General features: G+C 66.9%; 13 protein-coding genes. 7 read left to right on the top strand and 6 right to left on the bottom strand.

Annotation, left to right across the window (positions count from 1 at the left end):
* Positions 1-2 precede the first annotated feature (2 nt).
* From VF194_RS18075 to VF194_RS18060, 4 genes are all read right to left on the bottom strand, one after another.
* Entirely contained in the window at positions 3-878 is an 876-nt protein-coding gene (locus VF194_RS18075) for an ABC transporter permease (protein ID WP_330892593.1), read from the bottom strand.
* Positions 879-902: 24 nt separating this feature from the next.
* Entirely contained in the window at positions 903-1,763 is an 861-nt protein-coding gene (locus tag VF194_RS18070; protein WP_330892592.1) for an ABC transporter ATP-binding protein, read from the bottom strand.
* An 86-nt stretch (positions 1,764-1,849) separates the two neighbouring features.
* Positions 1,850-2,917 carry an ABC transporter substrate-binding protein gene (locus VF194_RS18065; protein ID WP_330892591.1) on the bottom strand — a complete coding sequence of 356 codons (1,068 nt, stop codon included), beginning with the start codon at positions 2,915-2,917 and terminating at the stop codon, positions 1,850-1,852.
* A 134-nt stretch (positions 2,918-3,051) separates the two neighbouring features.
* Positions 3,052-5,094: an elongation factor G gene (locus tag VF194_RS18060; protein WP_330892590.1), complete on the bottom strand. Its 2,043-nt coding sequence runs from the start codon at positions 5,092-5,094 to the stop codon at positions 3,052-3,054.
* A 276-nt stretch (positions 5,095-5,370) separates the two neighbouring features.
* Between VF194_RS18060 and trxC the strand changes: the two genes are divergently transcribed.
* The gene (gene trxC / locus VF194_RS18055; RefSeq protein ID WP_330892589.1) at positions 5,371-5,811 is read left to right on the top strand and encodes a thioredoxin TrxC; all 441 of its coding nucleotides are present in this window, start codon (positions 5,371-5,373) and stop codon (positions 5,809-5,811) included.
* 7 nt (positions 5,812-5,818) lie between these two features.
* On the opposite strand, the gene VF194_RS18050 is transcribed toward trxC, so the two are convergent.
* On the bottom strand, positions 5,819-7,606 hold the full coding sequence (locus VF194_RS18050; protein ID WP_330892588.1) for an SLC13 family permease: 1,788 nt from the start codon (positions 7,604-7,606) through the stop codon (positions 5,819-5,821).
* A gap of 284 nt (positions 7,607-7,890) precedes the next feature.
* Between VF194_RS18050 and VF194_RS18045 the strand changes: the two genes are divergently transcribed.
* The 4 genes from VF194_RS18045 to VF194_RS18030 are packed head-to-tail and all read left to right on the top strand — an operon-like array spanning position 7,891 to position 12,617.
* Complete coding sequence (locus VF194_RS18045) at positions 7,891-9,477, top strand: ABC transporter ATP-binding protein (RefSeq protein WP_330892587.1); 1,587 nt, start codon at positions 7,891-7,893, stop codon at positions 9,475-9,477.
* The gene (locus VF194_RS18040) at positions 9,477-10,559 is read left to right on the top strand and encodes an ABC transporter permease (protein ID WP_330892586.1); all 1,083 of its coding nucleotides are present in this window, start codon (positions 9,477-9,479) and stop codon (positions 10,557-10,559) included. Before VF194_RS18045 ends, VF194_RS18040 begins: the two co-directional genes overlap by 1 nt.
* On the top strand, positions 10,559-11,488 hold the full coding sequence (locus VF194_RS18035; RefSeq protein ID WP_330892585.1) for an ABC transporter permease: 930 nt from the start codon (positions 10,559-10,561) through the stop codon (positions 11,486-11,488). The genes VF194_RS18040 and VF194_RS18035 overlap by 1 nt, the downstream gene beginning before the upstream one ends.
* Positions 11,489-11,528: 40 nt before the next feature.
* Positions 11,529-12,617: a BMP family ABC transporter substrate-binding protein gene (locus VF194_RS18030; RefSeq protein ID WP_330892584.1), complete on the top strand. Its 1,089-nt coding sequence runs from the start codon at positions 11,529-11,531 to the stop codon at positions 12,615-12,617.
* 73 nt (positions 12,618-12,690) lie between these two features.
* Here the strand turns inward: VF194_RS18030 and VF194_RS18025 are convergent, their stop codons facing one another.
* Positions 12,691-13,599 carry an EamA/RhaT family transporter gene (locus VF194_RS18025; protein WP_330892583.1) on the bottom strand — a complete coding sequence of 303 codons (909 nt, stop codon included), beginning with the start codon at positions 13,597-13,599 and terminating at the stop codon, positions 12,691-12,693.
* Positions 13,600-13,775: 176 nt separating this feature from the next.
* On the opposite strand from VF194_RS18025, the gene cmk reads away from it, so the two are divergent.
* Together cmk and rpsA are read left to right on the top strand one after the other, a co-directional pair.
* Entirely contained in the window at positions 13,776-14,429 is a 654-nt protein-coding gene (cmk, locus tag VF194_RS18020; RefSeq protein WP_330892582.1) for a (d)CMP kinase, read from the top strand.
* Positions 14,430-14,566: 137 nt separating this feature from the next.
* Positions 14,567-16,309 carry a 30S ribosomal protein S1 gene (rpsA, locus tag VF194_RS18015; RefSeq protein ID WP_330892581.1) on the top strand — a complete coding sequence of 581 codons (1,743 nt, stop codon included), beginning with the start codon at positions 14,567-14,569 and terminating at the stop codon, positions 16,307-16,309.
* The last annotated feature ends 282 nt before the right edge of the window (positions 16,310-16,591 follow it).

Below are 16,591 nucleotides of genomic sequence, written 5' to 3'. Positions count from 1 at the left end.
GCCTAGGCCGATTGCTCGTTGAAGGGCTGCGGCCGCCATTTGACCAGCTGGTTCTCGATGATGGTGATGAGGAATTCCACCACCAGCGCCACGACGGCCAGGATGATCATGGCGGCGAAGACGCCATTGGCGTTGAAGGCGCCCTGCGCGGTCGAGATCAGCAGGCCGATGCCGTGCTTGGCGCCGAGGAATTCGCCGACCACCGCGCCGACCAGGGCGAAGCCGAAGCTGACATGCAGGCTGGCGAGAATCCAGCTCATCGCCGAGGGGATCACGACTGCCGTGGTGACCTGCCAGGGCGAGGCGCCGAGGATCTGCGCATTGGCGATCATGGCGCGGTCGGCCTCGCGCACGCCCTGGAAGGCATTGGCGAAGACGACGAAGAAGACCATCACCACGGCCAGGGCGACCTTGGAGGCCATGCCCAGACCCAGAGCGATGATGAAGACCGAGCCCAGCACGACGCGCGGCACCGAGTTGGCGATCTTGATATAGATGCTGAAGACATCGGCCAGGAGCTTGTTGCGGCCGAGGATGATGCCGCAGACCACGCCGCCGACGGCGCCGATGAAGAAGCCGATGAAGGTTTCCTCCAGCGTCACCCAGACCTGCAGCCAGAGCGGGCCCATCGAGGTGCCTTCAGTGAGCCAGGTGACGATCTGATCCCAGATGCCGGTCGGACTGGCGAAGAAGAAGGGATCGATCAGCCCGGTGCGCGTGCCGGCCTCCCAGCCGATCAGGACCACGGCCAGGATGGCGATCCGCAGGAAGATCACCAGCACGCGCCGGCGCTTCAGGGCGGCCTTGGCGCGCCGTTCGATCTCGCTGGTGCCGGTCGTCTCGAACTGGGCGGGGGCGGTTTCGTTGTAGACGGTCATGGCGAACGCACTCCTTTTCGCCGCTCAGCGGCCGCTGTCCATGGTACGCTGATGGCCGATCTGCACTTCCTCGCGCAGGCTGTCCCAGATCACCTTGGCGATCTGGATGAAATCGCGGTCGTAGCGGATTTCGCTCATCACCCTGGGGCGCGGCAGGTCGACATCGAACACCGTCTTTACCGTCGCCGGCCCGGCCGTCAGCACATAGACCTTGTCGGCTAGCGCCACGGCCTCTTCCAGATCGTGAGTGACGAAGACGACCGATGCGCCGGTACCGGACCACAGGGCCAGCAATTCGTCCTGCATCAGCGTGCGGGTCTGCACGTCCAGCGCGCTGAAGGGTTCGTCCATCAGCAGGATTTTCGGCTCGTTGATGAAGGTTTGCGCCAGGGCCACGCGCTTGCGCATGCCGCCGGACAACTGGTGCGGATAATGCCGCTCGAACTTGGAAAGGCCGACGCGGGCGATCCAGTCGTGCGCCTTCTCATAGGCCTGGCTTTTCGGCATGCCGCGAAACATCGGGCCGGCAGCGACATTGTCGATCACGGCGCGCCAGGGGAACAGCGCATCGCTCTGGAAGACGAAGCCGATATCCTTGTCGATGCCCTCGACCGGATGGCCCATGACGCGCACCTCGCCGTCGCTCGGCGGCGCAAGGCCGGTCACCAGATTGAGCGTCGTCGATTTGCCGCAGCCGGTCGGACCGACCACGCAGGCGAACTCGCCCTGGCCGACCGTCATGTTGAAATCGCGCAGGGCCGTCATCGCCTTGCCTTCGGGGGTGACGAAGCGGCGGCTGACATTGATCAGTTCGATGGCCGGCGGCATGTCCGCCCGCGTCGCGGCGCGATCGCGTGGCGGGGCGGCAACGGCGGTATTGGACATGACGGTTCCTCTTTCGCCGGAAGGGAGCGGGGACGTCCCCGATCATCGGCCGGCCGCAAAACGGCCGGCCGATGGCGGATGGGAGCTCAGTTGGCGGCGCCCAGGGTCTTGGCGGCCGCGTCGACGAAGGCCGTGGTATAGGTCTTCGACAGGTCGATCTGCTTGTCCTGCAGCGGCTTCTTGAAGGTGGCCAGCACCTTCAGCACCGTCTCGGGGCCGTTCTTCGGCATGCGGCCGTCCGGCGTGAACTGCGCCTTGCCTTCGGCCAGGCCCTTCACATAGAGGTCGCGATTGCCGGCGTAATAGTCCTTCGGCATCTTGTCGGCGATGTCGGCGGCGCTGTGGCTGGCGATGAAGCGCAGGCTTTTCACCAGGGCGTTGGCCAGCTTCTGCACGTCCGCCTTATGGCCATCCACCCAGGAGGATTGCATGTACAGCGAGGCGGCCGGGTAGGGGCCGCCGAGGGCGGCGATGGTGCTCTCGGGCGTGCGCATGTCGACCAGCACCTTGGCCTCGCCGGTGCTCAGCATGCGCGCGATCGTCGGCTCGGTGGTCATGCCGGCGGCGATCTGCTTCTGCTTGATGGCGGCGATGAAGGTGTTGCCGGCGCCGACGCCCAGCAGCGAATACTCGCCCGGCTTGAGCCCGTTGCGCACGCACAGATACTGCGTCAGGAAGTCGGTCGAGGAGCCGAGGCCGGTCACGCCGAGTGTGCGGCCCTTGAAATCGGCCGGCGACTTGATTTCGCCGGCTAGATTGGCGGCAACCAATTCGACCTCGCCCGGCGCCTGGCTGAACTGCACGACCGATTCGATGAATTTGCCCTTGGCCTGCAGGTCGATGGTGTGATCGTAGAAGCCGACCACGCCCTGCACGGCGCCGGCCAGCAGCTCGTTCTCGGCCTCGACGCCGGCGCGGGCATCGAGCAGTTCGACATCCAGGCCCTGCTCCTTGTAATAGCCAAGCCGCTCGGCCAGCACGGCCGGCAGATAGATCTGCTTGGCCATGCCGCCGATGATGATGGTGATCTTCTCGGCGGCAGCAGCCGGTCCGCTGACGGCGCCCAGCGACAGAGCCAGCGCGGTGCAGGCGCCCAGCATCAGGCGGCGCGACAACGGGCGTTTGAAAACGGATAGGGATAGGGTGCGGGACACGATTGCCTCCTCAGGGAGCCTTTGCTCCGTCGTTTCCTCCAGCCGATCGCCGGTAATACGGCAACGGCACCGGCCGCAAGGCCGATGCCGTATCCTAGAGGGTGGAAGCTTTCAGCCAGCTTTCAGCGGTTCTCTCACGCCGCCAGCGCCCGCCGGCGGTCCTCCACCACGCGTTCGGCCAGCTTGCCCGACAGCTCCTGCAGATGGTCGAAGCGGGCGACGAAGCTGCCGACGCCCAGCGTCATCGAGCGCAGTTCGACCGCCAGATCGTGCATTTCCGCTTCCGGCAGATAGCAGTCGATCGAATCCCAGCCGGGCCAGCCATCCCGCGCCGCGATGCCGAGGATCTGCCCGCGCCGCGAGGAGATGATGGCATGCACCTTGGCGGTGTAGTCGTTCGGCACCGCGAAGCTGACGGCCTGGATCGGCTCGAGCAGGACGGGCGCGCATTTCGGCAGGCCCTCGCTCATGGCGATGCCGCCGGCGGTGCGGAAGGCCTGATCGGAGGAATCGACCGAATGGAACTGGCCGTCCACCAGCGTCACCATCACGTCGACCACCGGAAAGCCGAGCGGCCCGCGCTGCAGCGATTCCTGGATGCCTTCGTCGACCGCGGGGATGAAGTTCTTCGGGATGGCGCCGCCGACGATACGGTTGACGAAGCTATAGCCGGCGCCGCGCGGCTGCGGTGCGATCTCGACCTTGATGTCGGCGAACTGGCCATGGCCGCCGGATTGCCGCTTGAAACGGGCATGCTGGTGCACGCCGTGGCGGATCGTCTCCTTGTAGGCGGTCAGCGGCGCCTCGGTATGGACGGCGACGTTGAAGCGCTGCTGCAGCTTGTCGATGGCGAGCTTGAGATGAATCTCGCCCTGGCCCTTCAGCAGCAACTGGCCGCCGCCCTGCTCGAGCCGCAGGCCGGGATCCTCGTCGCAGAGTTTGGCCAGGGCCGCCGTCAGCTTCACCTCGTCCTTGCGGTCGGTCGGCAGCAGCGCCAGGGCATGCACCGGCTGCGCCGGCTCCGGCCAGTCGGCAATGGCGCTGGCCGTGCCGTCGGCCAGGATCACTTGCCCGGTGGCGGCCTCGTCCAGCCGGCCGAGCGCGACCAGATCGCCGGCCACCGCCTGCGCCAGCTTCTCGGTCTGCGCGCCCATCAGCCGGTAAAGGCCGCCAAGCCGCTTGCCGCCCAAAGCGGCGTTCTCGGCGATCTCGCCGCTCCACAACCGGGTCAGGCTCAGCTTGCCGGAATGCGCCTGATGCAGCGTCTTGAACACGGTGCCGCACAGGCCGCCATCGGCCTTGATGCCGAGCCGCTCGGCGGTTTCCCGATGATGCGGCGCCTCATGGCGCAGCGCCTTCCACAACCGCAGCACGCCGTTGCCGTGCTCGGCCGAGCCGAAAAAGACCGGCACGATCAGATCGCTGCACAGATCCTTCCTGAGCTGGGCGTAGATGTCCTGCGATGCCGGCACGCGGTCTTCCAGAAGCTGCTCCAGCAGCGCATCGTCGAAATCGGCGATCTTCTCCAGCATCTCCTGGCGCGCCTCGGATTCGCGCGGCTTGATCGTGTCGGGCATCTCGATCAGGTCGGACGGCTCGTTGTCGCGGTAGCGGTAGGCGCGCTCGCTGACCAGGTCGACATAGCCGGTGATGCTCTCGCCCTCGCGGATCGGCACCTCGCGCAGCACCAGCGGCCGCGCCGAAACCTGCTGCAATGCGGCGAGCAGATCGCGCATACGGATGCTGATCTTGTCCAGCTTGTTGACGAACAGCACATGCGGGATGCGGCGCGCGTCGAGAAATTTCAGCAGGGGAGCAAGGGTGACGGCGCGCGCCGGATCCGGCTCGGCGACGACGACGGCGATATCGGCGATCATGAGCGTCGACCAGGTCTCCTGGGCCAGTTCCACCGATCCGGGGCAGTCGACGATGATCCAGGGCTCGTTCAGGAAGCTGCAATGGGCGAGATTGGGCTCGACGGTCATCTGGCGGCTGCGCGCCTCCGGCGCGGCGTCGCCCACGGTGTTGCCGGCGGTGACCGAACCCTTGCGCGGGATCGCGCCGGCGACGAACAGCAATGTTTCCAGCAATGTGGTTTTCCCGGCCGTGTAGGGGCCGACGATGGCGGCTACCCTCGGGCCAGACCCTCTGGTGCCGGTGTCTTGTCCTGCGGTCATGGGTTCTCCTCCCTATCGATTGAAGCCGATACTGCGGGAAGGCGGCGTGGCGGCCGGTCTTTGTGCCGGCTGCGACAGCGGGAACGCGGCCTTAGGATTCCACAGAGCGGGTCGTCTCGATAGCGAAGATTTGTGTCGCATCGCCAATGTCACGCGGTCGGGGCCGCGCGGCGGCCGAATCTTTCTCCAGTCGGTTCTTGTATTTTCAAAAAGCGCCAATACATGCGGAAAAAGGCCGGCGTGCCGGCGGCCGCTCGGCCTGCGATGGAGACGGCGATGAGCGATATCCGGATACCCTGTCCGCATTGCGGCGCGCAGAATCGCCTGCCGGCCGAACGCCGCGCCGCGGGCGGCAAATGCGGCCGCTGCAAAAAGCCGCTGTTTTCCGGTCATCCCCTTGCGCTGACGGCGGAGAATTTCGACCGCCATGCCAATGCCGCCGACCTGCCGCTGCTGGTCGATTTCTGGGCCGCCTGGTGCGGTCCCTGCCGGGCGATGGCGCCGGTCATCGATGCCGCCGCCCAGGCCTTCGAGCCCGATCTGCGCATCGGCAAGCTGGATACCGATGCCGAGCAGGCGCTGGCCGCCCGGTTCAACATCCGCTCGATCCCGACCATGATCCTGTTCCGCGGCGGCCGCGAAGTGGCGCGCATCGCCGGCGCGATGCCGCTGCCGCAATTGCAGCAATGGGCGCAGCGGGCGCTCGCCGCAGCCTAGCTGGATCCTAGCCCGGCGGCTGCAGCGGCCAGAGCAGCGGCAGCACCAGCATGGTGGTGACGAAGATCACCGCCTGCAGCGGCAGGCCGAGGCGCCAGAAATCCGTGTAGCGATAGCCGCCCGGCCCCATCACCAGCAGGTTGTTCTGATGCCCGACCGGCGAGAGGAAGGCGCAGGAGGCGCCGACCACCACCGCCATCAGGAAACTGTCGGGATTGGCATGGACCTTCTCGGCGATGTCGATGGCCAGCGGCGCCATCAGCAGCGCGGTGGCTGAGTTGTTGACCATGTCCGACACCCACATGGTGATCAGCAGGGTCATCGCCAGCAGCCAGATCGGCGCGATTTCGCCCGACAGCCTGACCAGCAGATCGGCCAGCAATTCGGTCGTGCCGGTGGTGTCGAACGCATCGCCCACCGGGATCAGCGCGCCCAGCATGACCAGCACGGAGGGATCGATCGCCTGATAGGCCCCGCGCACCGACAGCCGGCCGGTCAGCAGCAGCAGCGTGGCGGCGGCGCCGAGGCAGACGGCGGCCGGCGCCAGTTTCAGGATCAGCGCCGCCAGACCGAGCGCCGCGATCAGGAAGGTCAGCGCGGCATTGCCGGGCCGGGTCAGCTGGAATTCCCGCTGCGCCAGCGCCAGCAGGTTGAGCCGGCCGATGGCGTCTTCCACGCGGTCGTTCTCCCCCTGCAGCAGCAGCACGTCGCCGGCATGGAAGCGCCAATCCTTCAGGCCGCTGAAGGTGTTGGTGCCCTCGCGGGCGACGCCGAGCAGATTGACGCTGTAGCGCTGGCGCAACCGCACCTCCGCCGGCGTCAGGCCATCGATCAGACTGTAGGGGCGCACGACGGCTTCGGCGATGTGCAGATCGCTCTTCTTCTCCTCCGGCACGACGGAATGGCCGGGGCGGATCAGCGACAGGCCGAGCTTCTTGACCAATGCCGCGGCGTCGTCCGGCGCGGCCTCGATCAGCAGCAGATCGTCCTTGCGCACCGGCGTCCATTGCGAGGCACCGGGAATCGTCACGCTGCCGCGGCGCAGGCCGAGCAGGGTCGCGTCGTTCTGATCGAGCTGCGTGGAGACTTCGCCGAGCGGCTCGCCGATGATCGGCGAATCCTCGTCGACATTGGCCTGCAGCAGGTATTCCTGCACGCCTTCATGCCGCCCGTTCGAGGGCGGGACGCGCTGCGGCACCAGACGCCAGCCGATCAGGGCGATGAAGGCGACGCCGGCCAGCGTGATGGTGACGCCGATCGGCGTGAATTCCAGAAGCGCGAAACCCTGGCCGAGCTTGTCGGCGCGCACGCCGGAAATGATGATGTTGGGCGGCGTGCCGATCAGCGTGATCACGCCGCCCAGAACGGTGGCATAGGAGAGCGGCATCAGCACGATGCTGGGCGAGCGGCTGGCATTGCGGCAGGTGGCGATCGCCGCCGGCAGCATCAGCGTCAGCGCCGCCACGTCGTTGATCACGCCCGACATGAAGGCCGCCGGCAGCGCCAGCACGGCGATCAGCAGGCCGGGACTGCGGATCTTGCCGGCGAGCCGCTCGGCGAGCGCTTCCAACACGCCGGTCTCGGCGATGCCGCGGCTGAGGATCAGCGCCGCCGCCACGGTGATCACCGCCGGATGGCCGAAGCCCGCGAAGGTTTGATCGAACGGCACCAGCCCCAGGGCGACGGCGACGAAGAGGACCAGCAGGGCGACGATGTCGTGCCGCCAGCGGCCCCAGATGAACAGCGCGAGCGTGCCGGCGAGGAGAACCAGGGTTTCGATCTGGGGAGGGGTCATCAGGCGCCGCCGTGGCAGATGGGACTTCAGCCTTCTATCCGACTATGCCCGGGGCCGAATCGGCTGCTGATTCGCCGGGCATGTGCCATTCACCGAGAGACGGTATTTCGCTCAAAGACGGTACCTGATGACAATAACAATCGAGAGGCTAAATAGTGCCTCTTCTGTGGATCGTTTTACACGTCAGCCGTGCATGGCTTGGCAGTGGCGTGGCGAATGAATTAACCTAGCGCGATTTTTGACAGGGGGCTGACGGGCGGTAAATGACGCGAGGCAATCAAGGAATGCGCGTTGGCAGCGACGCGCCCTCGCCCGTTGTGCAGTCCGGCTCGGCGCCCTTGCTGGAAACCCGCGGCGTGGTGCGCCGGTTCGGCGATCTTGTCGCCAATGACCGGGTCGATCTCGCCGTCCGTCCCGGCGAGGTCCATGCCCTGCTGGGCGAGAACGGCGCCGGCAAGTCGACGCTGGTGAAGATGCTCTACGGCCTGCTGCAGCCGGATGAGGGCGCGATCCTCTGGCAGGGCCGGCCGGTGGAAATCCCCGAGCCGCGCGCCGCCCGCCGGCTCGGCATCGGCATGGTGTTCCAGCATTTCTCGCTGTTCGAGGCGATGACCGTGGCGGAGAATATCGCGCTCGGCCTCGACGACGCGCCGCGCGATGTCAGGCGGCTGGTGCCGCGCATCCGCGCGGTCTCCGCCGAATACGGCCTGGCGCTCGATCCCGAACGGCATGTGCGCGATCTTTCGGTCGGCGAGCGGCAGCGTATCGAGATCGTGCGCTGCCTGCTGCAATCGCCGCAGCTTCTGATCATGGACGAGCCGACCTCGGTGCTGACGCCACAGGAGATCGAGCGGCTGTTCGCCACGCTGCGCCAGCTTGCCGCGAATGGCTGCGCCATCCTCTACATCTCGCACAAGCTGGAGGAAATCCGCGCGCTGTGCGACCGCGCCACCATCCTGCGCGCCGGCAAGGTGGTCGCCGCCTGCGATCCCAGGCAGGAAACCGCGCGCGGCCTCGCCAACATGATGGTCGGCTCGGAATTCCGCACGGCCGGCCGCCGCGCCCAGGCCCGCCTGGACGGCCGCGTGAAGCTGTCGGTCGAGGCGCTGTCGCTGCCGGCGGACGAGGCGCATGGCATCGCCCTGTCGGGAATTTCCTTCACGGTCGCCGAGGGCGAAATTCTCGGCATCGCCGGCGTCGCCGGCAACGGCCAGGGCGAATTGCTGGCGGCCCTGTCGGGCGAGCGGCTGGCGCCGCAATCGGAGCAGATCCGCATCGGCGGCGCGCCCGCCGGCCATCTCGGACCGACCGAGCGCCGCGCCCTCGGGCTCGGCGTCGTGCCGGAAGAGCGCAACGGGCATAGCGCGGTGGGCGAATTGTCGCTGACCGAGAATGTCTTCCTGACCGGCCGCGCCAGGCTGCCGCTGCTCGATTTCGGTTTCCTCAAGCCGAAAGCGGCCCGCGCCTTCGCCGAGCGCGTCGTCGCCGCCTTCGATGTGCGCTGCCCGGATGCCGAAGCCCCGGCGGGCAGCCTCTCGGGCGGCAACCTGCAGAAATTCGTCGTCGGCCGCGAAATCCTGCAGCAGCCCGGCGTGCTCGTCGTGGCGCAGCCGACCTGGGGCATCGACGCGGCGGCGGTGGCGACGGTGCAGCAGGCATTGCTCGATCTGGCGCAAAGCGGCTGCGCCGTGCTGGTGATCTCGCAGGATCTCGACGAATTGCTGGCGCTGTCCGACCGCATCGCCGTGATCCATGCCGGCCGCCTGACCGCGCCGCGGCCGGTCGCGGCATTGTCGGTCGAGGATATCGGCATGATGATGGGCGGCATCGCCCGCCCCTCATCCGCCGCGCCGGCGGCCGGAGAGGCGTGATGGCGCTCCGCTTCGAGCCGCGCAAAGGCACCTCGCGGGCGATGCTGATCGCCACGCCGCTGCTGGCCGTGCTGCTGACGCTCGTTGCCGGCGTCATCCTGTTTCTCAGCCTCAACATCGAGGCCGGCGCGGCGCTGTATCATTTCTTCATCGAGCCGCTGGAAAGCCTGAGCAGCATCGGCGAGGTGCTGATCAAGGCGGCGCCGCTGATCATGATCGCGGTCGGCCTCGCGGTCGGCTTCCGCGCCAATGTATGGAATATCGGCGCCGAGGGGCAGTTGACTTTGGGCGCGATCGCCTCGGGCGGCGTGGCGCTGGCCTTCTGGCACAGCGAGGGTGCCTATATCCTGCCGCTGATGATGCTGGCCGGCATCCTTGGCGGCATGGCCTGGGCGGCGATCCCGGCCTTCCTCAGGGCGCGCTTTCAGGTCAACGAAATCCTGTCCAGCCTGATGCTGAGCTATGTCGCCGGCCTGCTGCTCAGCACCCTGGTCTACGGCCCCTGGAAGGACCCGGAGGGCATGAACTTCCCGCAATCGCGCATGTTCAACGATTCGGAGACCATCGCGCCGCTGATCGAGGGCACGCGCATCCATATCGGCGTGGCGATCGCCCTGCTCGTCGTGCTTGTCGCCGCCGTGCTGATCGAGCGCACCCTGGTCGGCTTCGAGATCAAGGTGGCGGGCCTGGCGCCGGCGGCGGCGCGGCTGGCCGGCTTCCGGCAGAACCGGCTCACCTGGCTCTCCTTTTTGCTGTCGGGCGGGCTGGCCGGGCTGGCTGGCATGCTGGAAGTCGCCGGTCCGATCGGCCAGCTGGTACCGGTAATCACGCCGGGCTACGGCTTCACCGCGATCATCGTCGCCTTTCTGGGCCGGCTGAATCCCATCGGCATCCTCTTCGCCGGGCTGCTGATGGCGCTGTCCTATGTCGGCGGCGAGAATGCCCAGATCGCCGTCGGCCTGCCGCGGGCGGCCACCGGCGTCTTCCAGGGCCTGCTGCTGTTTTTCCTGCTTGCCACCGATTTCCTGGTGCGTTACCGGGTGCGCTGGATTCACCGCGGCCGCCAGGAGGTACGATCCTGATGAGCCTCGATATCCTGGTCCCCATGACCCTGACCGTGATCGGCGCGGCCACCCCGCTGCTGTTCGCGGCCCTGGGCGAACTCGTGGTCGAGCGCTCCGGCGTGCTCAATCTCGGCGTCGAGGGCATGATGCTGGCCGGCGCCGTGGTCGGCTTCATCGCCGTCGCCGGCACCGGCAGCCACGCATTCGGCCTGCTGGCGGCAGCCCTGGCCGGCGCCGGCATGGCGCTGCTGTTCGGCTTCCTGACCCTCACCCTGCGGGCCAACCAGGTGGCGACCGGCCTGGCGCTCACCATCTTCGGCATCGGCCTGAGCGCGCTGATCGGCGTCAAGCATGTCGGCATCCCCATTCCGGCCTTGCCCAAGCTCGACATTCCCGGCCTGTCGGACCTTCCCGTCATCGGCCCCCTGCTGTTCGGCCATGACATCCTGGTCTACCTGTCGCTGGCGCTGACCATCGGTATCGCCTGGTTCCTCGCCCGCACGCGTCAGGGCCTGATCCTGCGCGCCTGCGGCGAAGCGGATCTGTCGGCGCATTCGATCGGCTATCACGTCATCCGCGTGCGTTACTGCGCCGTGCTGTTCGGCGGCGCGATGAGCGGCCTGGGCGGCGCCTATCTGTCGATGGCGGCCACGCCGATGTGGATCGAAAACATGGTGGCCGGGCGCGGCTGGATCGCACTGGCCCTGGTCGCCTTCGGCTCCTGGCGGCCCTGGCGCGTGCTGTTCGGCGCCTATCTGTTCGGCGGCGTGACCATCCTGCAGCTTTACCTGCAGGGCTCGGGCATCCTCAGCATCCCCTCGCAGGTGATGAGTATGCTGCCGTATCTGGCGACGATCATCCTGCTGACCGTCATCGCCAGCGGTTCCTGGCGCGGCCGGCTGGATGCGCCGGCCTGCCTGGGCAAGACCTTCAGCCCGCCAAGTTAGTGAACGAACGCTGATCCATTCAAAACAAAGGAGAGGGACTATGCTGCTCAACATCAACCGGCGCCGCTTCCTGCAGGGCACCGCCGCCGCCGCGACCGGCCTGGTGGCGGTGCCGGGCCTGCATTCGGCACGCGCCGCCGAACCGCTCAAGGTCGGCTTCGTCTATGTCGGCCCGATCGGCGATTACGGCTTCACCCATGGCCATGATGTCGGCCGCCGGGAGCTGGAGAAGCATTACGGCGACAAGGTGAAAACCACCTATGTCGAGAATGTCGCCGAGGGCCCCGATGCCGAGCGCGTCATCCGCCAGCTCGCCCAGCAGGGCAACAGCCTGATCTTCACCACCTCGTTCGGCTTCATGGAGCAGACCCTGCGGGTGGCCAAGCAGTTCCCCAAGGTGAAGTTCGAGCATTGCACCGGCTACAAGACCGCGCCGAACATGAGCGCCTACAATTCGCGCTTCTACGAAGGGCGCGCCATCGTCGGCCATATCGCCGGCAAGCTGAGCAAGACCGGCAAGATCGGCTACGTCGCCTCCTTCCCGATTCCGGAAGTGGTGATGGGCATCAACGCGACGGCGCTGGCGGCGCGCAAGGTGCGGCCCGATGCCGAAGTGCGCGTCGTGTGGGTGAATTCCTGGTTCGACCCGGCCAAGGAATCCGATGCCGCCAAGGCGCTGATCGACCAGGGTGTCGATATCATGACCCAGCATACCGACAGCCCGGCGCCGCTGCAGGTGGCGGAAGCGCGCGGCATCCTCGGCGTCGGCCAGGCCTCCGACATGAGGCAGTACGCGCCGAAGGCGCAGCTCACCGCGATCGTCGACGAATGGGGCGATTACTACATCGATCGCGCCAAGGCGGTGATGGACGGCACCTGGAAGAGCCAGTCGGTGTGGTACGGCTTCAAGGAGCACATGCTCAAGATGGCGCCCTATGGCGATGCGGTGCCGGAGGCGCTGCGCAAGGAATGCGACGCCATGGTGGCCGACACCATCTCGGGCAAGTTCCACGCCTTCAGCGGCCCGATCAAGAACCAGAAGGGCGAAGTGGTCGTCAAGGCCGGCGAGCGCATGTCGGATGCCGACCTGCTCAAGATGAACTGGTATGTCGAGGGCGTGACGGCGTAAGCCGGCTTCGCCGCAAGCGGATGGAGAGAGGCGGGCGGCATTGGCCGCCCGCTTTTTTTATCGCGTTGCCGGGTTAGCGCGTCGCCAGGCCGAGCAGGATGCCGCCGATCAGCAGCACGACGCCGACGATCTCGCTGCGCGTCGGATGTTCCTTGAAGGCGAGGTACGACACCAGGAAGGTGAACACCATCTCGATCATGCCGAGCATGCGCACATAGGCGGCGATCTGCAGCGCCATCGCCGTGAACCAGCCGGCAGAGCCGGCGGCGGAGGCCATGCCGACCAGGATGCCCGGCCGCCAGGCGGCGATGACGCGGCGCAGCTCGCCCGGCTCGCGCAGGCCGAGATAGACCAGCATCAGCAGGATTTGCAGTGAGACCGCCCAGGCCAGCGTGGTGGCGGCGGCCAGCGGCAGGAAATCCTCGCCCAGCGACAGCGAGGCGGCGCGGAAGCTGATCGCCGAGACGGCGAACAGCGCGCCCGAGCCGATGCCGATCAGCGAGGATTTCTCGCGCCAGCTATGCAGCACGTCGTGCAGCGGCCGGCTCGATTTGCGCAGCGAGATCAGCAGCACGCCGCTCGTGCCGATCAGGATCGCGGCGACGCCGGCCAGGCTGACCGGCTCGCCCAGGATCACCATGCCGAAGACGGCGGCCTGGATCGCTTCGGTCTTCGCATAGGCGGTGCCGACCACGAAATTGCGCAGGGTGAGCGCCAGGATCAGCAGATTGGTGGCGAGGATCTGCGCGACGGCGCCGGTCGACATCCAGAACAGGAACTCGCCGTTGACCTGCGGCACCGGGCGGCCGCTGAAATAGGAAGCGGCGGCGAGATAGGCCAGCGCCAGCGGCAGGCCATAGACGAAACGGGTGAAGCTGGCGCCGTTGGTGCTCAGGCGCCCCTTCAGGTATTTCTGCATCGCCGTACGGATGGTCTGGCAGAAGGCCGCCCAGACGGTGATCGGTATCCATGCCCAAGTCATGGCTTGTGCGTAGCGGGCGGGCGGCATTTGCGCAAATGAGAAGCTTTGCCGGCCCCCTTGAGGGGAATTTGCGGGCTGCGGCCCGATGCCGTCGCCCCGGCGCGCCGGGGCTTTCGCCTGGCCGGGGCGACGGTCTACGCCTACCCAAAGCGCCGCCGGCGGGTTAAACGGTCAGCATGGATCGTCAAGCAGTCACCATCGCCATCGACGGGCCGGTCGCGGCCGGCAAGGGCACGCTGGCGCGCCGGCTCGCCGCCCGCTATGGCTATGCCTATCTCGATACCGGCTCGCTCTATCGCGCGGTCGGCGCGAAAGTGCTGCGCCAGGGCGGCGATCCGGACGATGCGGCCGTTGCCGCCGGCGCGGCGCGGAGCCTGACCGACCGCGATCTCGCGGCGCCGGATCTGCGCAGCGAGGCAGTCGGCCTCGCCGCCTCGAAGGTCGCCGCCATCCCCGAAGTGCGCGCCGCCCTGCTCGACTACCAGCGCCGCTTCGCCGCCCAGCCGCCCGACGGTAAGCCGGGCGCGGTGCTGGATGGCCGCGATATCGGCACGGTGGTCTGCCCCGCGGCGCCGGTGAAGCTGTTCGTCACCGCCAGTGATGAAATCCGCGCCCGGCGCCGCCACAGGGAGCTGCTCGATCGCGGCGAAAACGCCAGTTTCGAACAGGTGCTGGCCGATCTGCGCCGGCGCGACGCCCAGGATTCGGCCAGAAACACCGCGCCGCTGAAGCCGGCGCCGGATGCCCACTTGCTGGACACGTCCAATTTGGATATAGAAGCGGCCGTTGCCGCCGCTGTGGATATCGTTGCGGCGACCCTGAAGCCGTGACGCCGGCTTCGGGCGGCTCAACCCAACCCCCGGTCGCAGCGTCGGCGCCGGATGCCTGCATTGCCCCGCGGCGGCGCCTCGTTCAGGATGATAGCGCCCCGGCAGGCCACCAGATCTAGGGGCTCTTAGGAGAAAATATGGCTAAAAGTAGCGTAGCGCGGGCCGAGACGGGCCCGTCCGCCGATACCGAGAATTTTGCCGCCCTCCTCGAAGAATCCTTCACCACTGCCAATACGATGGAAGGCACCGTGGTCAAGGGCGTGGTGGTCGGCATCGAGAACGACTTCGCGCTGATCGATGTGGGCCTGAAATGCGAAGGCCGCGTGCCGTTGAAGGAATTCGCCGGCCACGGCCGCGCCGCCGAGATCAAGGTCGGCGATGTCGTCGAGGTCTTCCTCGACCGGATCGAGAATGCCCAGGGCGAAGCGGTGATCAGCCGCGACAAGGCCCGCCGCGAGGAAGCCTGGGAGAAGCTGGAGCAGAGCTTCAACGCCAACCAGCGCGTCGAAGGCGTCATCTTCGGCAAGGTCAAGGGTGGTTTCACCGTCGACCTGTCGGGCGCCGTCGCCTTCCTGCCGGGCAGCCAGGTCGATGTGCGCCCGGTGCGCGATGTCGGCCCGCTCATGGGCCAGCCGACCGCCTTCCAGATCCTCAAGATGGATCGCCGCCGCGGCAACATCGTCGTTTCGCGCCGCGCCGTGCTGGAAGAGAGCCGCGCCGAAGCCCGCAGCGAACTGGTCTCCAACCTCAAGGAAGGCCAGATTCTCGACGGCGTGGTCAAGAACATCACCGATTACGGTGCCTTCGTTGACCTCGGCGGCGTCGACGGCCTGCTGCACGTCACCGACATCGCCTGGCGCCGCGTCAACCATCCGTCGGAAGTCCTTTCCATCGGCCAGACCGTCAAGGTGCAGGTCATCCGCGTCAATCCGGAGACCCAGCGCATCAGCCTCGGCATGAAGCAGCTCGAGGCCGATCCGTGGGAAGGCGTGAAGTCGAAGTATCCGGTCACCGCGCGCTTCATGGGCCGCGTGACCAACATCACCGACTACGGCGCCTTCGTCGAGCTGGAGCCGGGCGTGGAAGGCCTGGTGCACGTGTCCGAAATGAGCTGGACCAAGAAGAACGTGCATCCCGGCAAGATCGTCTCGACCAGCCAGGAAGTCGAGGTCATGGTGCTCGAGGTCGATCCGGCCAAGCGCCGCATCAGCCTCGGCCTCAAGCAGTGCATGGCCAATCCGTGGGAAGCCTTCGCCGAGAAACATCCGGTCGGCTCGACCATCGAGGGCGAGATCAAGAACATCACCGAATTCGGCCTGTTCATCGGTCTCGATGGCGGCGTCGACGGCATGGTGCATCTGTCCGACCTCGACTGGAACAAGCCGGGCGAGCAGGTCATCGGCGAGTACCAGAAGGGCCAGGTGGTCAAGGCGCAGGTGCTCGATATCGACGTCGAGAAGGAGCGCATCAGCCTCGGCATCAAGCAGCTCGCCAATGATCCGTTCCAGTCGCTGGGCGATCTCAAGCGCGGCAGCGTGGTGACCTGCACGGTCGCCGCGGTCGATCCGAAGGGCATCACCGTCAGCGTCGGCGACGGCGTGCAGGGCTACATCCGCAAGGCGGAGCTCTCGCGCGACCGCGACGAGCAGCGGCCGGATCGCTTCTCGGTCGGCGACAAGCTCGACGCCAAGATCACCACGATCGACGGCAAGGCGCGCAAGCTGACCCTGTCGGTCAAGGCGCTGGAGATGGAAGAGGACCGCAAGGCGATGGAGCAGTACGGCTCCACCGACAGCGGCGCCTCGCTCGGCGACATCCTGGGGGCGGCCATGAGCCGCGCCAAGGCCAAGAAGGAAGCCGGCGAGGGCGAAGGCCAGTAAGCGGCCTCACGCGCCTGGCGCAAGCAAACGAAACCCCGGCGGATCGCTCCGCCGGGGTTTTTCTTTGCTGGGTTTGGCCGCCCCGGGGGGAGGGGCTGGGAGAGTTCCTGGGGAGAGCTTCTGGGACAAGCGCGAATGCCTGCTAGGGTGTGTCGTCAATTATGGGATTCCCAAAGTATTGAATGAATGATTCATAGGAGGTCGCCTGAAGCGAGGGGGCGACCGATGCGGCGATATGGACTGACCGACCGGCAGTGGGAAGTGATTTCCGGCTTACTGCCG

It is taken from the genome of Ferrovibrio sp., from assembly GCF_036381655.1.
Classification (GTDB): domain Bacteria; phylum Pseudomonadota; class Alphaproteobacteria; order Ferrovibrionales; family Ferrovibrionaceae; genus Ferrovibrio.
Note: the sequence above shows the minus strand (reverse complement) of the source record. Positions and strands in the feature narration are given on the sequence as shown.